Consider the following 2,213-nt stretch of genomic DNA (forward strand, 5'->3'; position numbering starts at 1 on the left):
GCGGATCACGCTTCGACGACACCGTCGCGCTCCCGATCGACGCCCCCGGCCGGCTGGAGGCCGTCGCAGCCGCTGCCAGCATGCGCCTGCGGGCGTTGCCGGAGCCGCACGAGCTGGGCGAGCGCACGATCCGCTACCGGGACCGGCTCCAGCACGTGCTGCGCGACGCCGCCGCGGCGACGGCCCGGCTGGCCGCCGGCACGTACGGCGCCTGCCTCGACTGCGCCGAGCCGATCTCGCTCGCCCTGCTCACCCAGCGACCGTGGGCACCGCGCTGTGTCTACTGCGCGCTCGACATCTGACCGCGCCAGCCTGCTCCACCCGAGACACCGAGAGGGACCCCCATGACCACCCAGCCGACCGTCGACTTCGAGTCGCTGTTGATCGAGGCCGCCGAGACCCGACACCTCCAGCTGCGCAACCTGCCCGAGACCCAGGACGACCCCGTGGTCGCCGTGCAGCGGGGCGCACTGAAGCAGACCATCGCCGAGATCGACGCCGCCCGCGGCCGACTGTCCGACGGGACCTTCGGGACCTGCACCGGCTGCGGCGGGGCCATCCCGGCGGACCGGCTGGAGTTCCGGCCGTGGGCCGGCACCTGCGTGAGCTGTGTGGGGAGGTGACGGCGATGAGCTCGAGAGCAGCACGGCGACGCCTGGCGGCGCGGGCGATCCAGGCGGTCCGTCCGGCGCCCACGGCGCCGCCGCACGAGGTGGCCGTCGTCGGCGCCGGCATCGTCGGGCTCAGCGTCGCCTGGTTCCTCCAGGAGCGCGGCGCGAACGTCACGGTGTACGACGCGGACCATGCCGCGAGCGGTGCCTCCTGGGGGAACGCCGGCTGGCTGACGCCGGCGCTCACCGCGCCCCTGCCCGAGCCCGACGTGCTCAGGTACGGCCTGGCCTCGGTCCTCAAGCCGTCCTCGCCCGTCTTCGTCCCGCCGCGGCTCGACCCGGCCCTGTGGCGGTTCCTCGCCGGGTTCGCCCGGCACTGCACCACCCAGCGCTGGCAGAGCGGCATGGCGGCGTACGCGCCCATGAACCGGCTGGCGATCCGGGCCTATGAGGACCTCGCCGAGGCCGAGGCCACACCGCGCCCGCACCGGGCCAAGCCGTTCGTAGCGGGCTACCGCACCACGAGCGAGGCGTCCGCACTGCTCCACGAGCTCCGGCGCATCGAGGAGGCCGGCCAGCCGGTCCACTACGACTACCTCACCGGCCCGCAGGTCCAGGAGGCGCAGCCGAGCCTCAGCGCCGAGGTCGGGGCCGCCGTGCTCCTCCACGGGCAGCGCTACATCCACCCGCCGAACTTCGTGCGCTCCTTGGCCCGCTCCGTGATCGACCGGGGCGGCAAGCTCCGGGAGTGGGTGCGGGTCGAGGAGGTCACGACCGAGCGGAACACGGCGTGGGTCGTCGACAGCAGCGGCGGCCGGCACCGGCACGATGCCGTCGTGCTGGCCACCGGCGCCACGCTGAGCCGACTGGCCCGGCCGTTCGGCGTCACCCGGTGGGTGCAGGCCGGACGCGGCTACTCCTTCACGGTCACCGGGGACCGGGTCCCCGACGGTCCGGTCTACTTCCCGCAGCAGCGGGTCGCGTGCACCCCCCTGCACGAGCCCGTCAACCCGATCGGCGACCCGCCGTACGGCGAGGAGGACGTCCCGCTGCTCCGGGTCGCCGGGATGATGGAGTTCCGCCGACCCGACGAGGCGCTCGACCGGCGCCGGGTCCGCGCCATCGTCGAGGCGGTCCGTCCGCTGCTCGGCGGGGTCGACCTCGACCACCGCGGCGACGAGTGGGTCGGCTCCCGCCCGTGTACCGCCGACGGGCTGCCGCTCATCGGAGCGACCGGCTCGTCGCGGGTCTTCGTGGCCGGCGGGCACGGCATGTGGGGGGTGGCGCTCGGGCCGGTGACCGGGAAGCTCCTCGCCGAGCAGATCGCCACCGGCACGGTCCCCGACGAGCTCCGACCGTTCGACCCGCTGCGCTGAGGGAGGCCGCCGCCGCGGACGGCCGCAATGCACGAGACCCCCACCGTGGTGGGGGTCTCGTCGCCTGGAGCTCACGTCCAGTGGCAGGTGAAGGATTCGAACCTTCGAAGGCAAAGCCGACGGATTTACAGTCCGCTCCCATTGGCCGCTCGGGCAACCTGCCGGGATGCTGCGCCGGGGCCGTTTGGCCCAGCGGCAACTTGGCGAAACAATAGCGCAGCCGTCA

Annotated in this window: 3 protein-coding genes and 1 tRNA gene; 3 read left to right on the plus strand and 1 reads right to left on the minus strand. The window is 74.0% G+C overall.

Annotated features, from left to right (window positions below):
- The 3 genes from EPN29_13950 to EPN29_13960 form a co-directional block, all read left to right on the plus strand.
- On the plus strand, positions 1-302 hold a 302-nt coding region (locus tag EPN29_13950), incomplete at its 5' end, for a hypothetical protein (GenBank protein ID TAN31057.1).
- 42 nt (positions 303-344) lie between these two features.
- Positions 345-623 carry a hypothetical protein gene (locus EPN29_13955; GenBank protein ID TAN31058.1) on the plus strand — a complete coding sequence of 93 codons (279 nt, stop codon included), beginning with the start codon at positions 345-347 and terminating at the stop codon, positions 621-623.
- 47 nt (positions 624-670) lie between these two features.
- The gene (locus EPN29_13960; protein TAN31059.1) at positions 671-1,987 is read left to right on the plus strand and encodes an FAD-binding oxidoreductase; all 1,317 of its coding nucleotides are present in this window, start codon (positions 671-673) and stop codon (positions 1,985-1,987) included.
- Between the two features lie 81 nt (positions 1,988-2,068).
- Here EPN29_13960 and EPN29_13965 read toward each other — a convergent pair.
- Positions 2,069-2,150 (minus strand) — tRNA-Tyr (locus EPN29_13965).
- Positions 2,151-2,213 lie beyond the last annotated feature (63 nt).

This window comes from bacterium (assembly GCA_004299235.1).
Lineage (GTDB): Bacteria > Chloroflexota > Dormibacteria > Dormibacterales > Dormibacteraceae > SCQL01.

Bases quoted from the DNA above. Each gene is read 5' to 3' on its own strand.
- EPN29_13955 (TAN31058.1), top strand. From the start codon at position 345: ATGACCACCCAGCCGACCGTCGACTTCGAGTCGCTGTTGATCGAGGCC.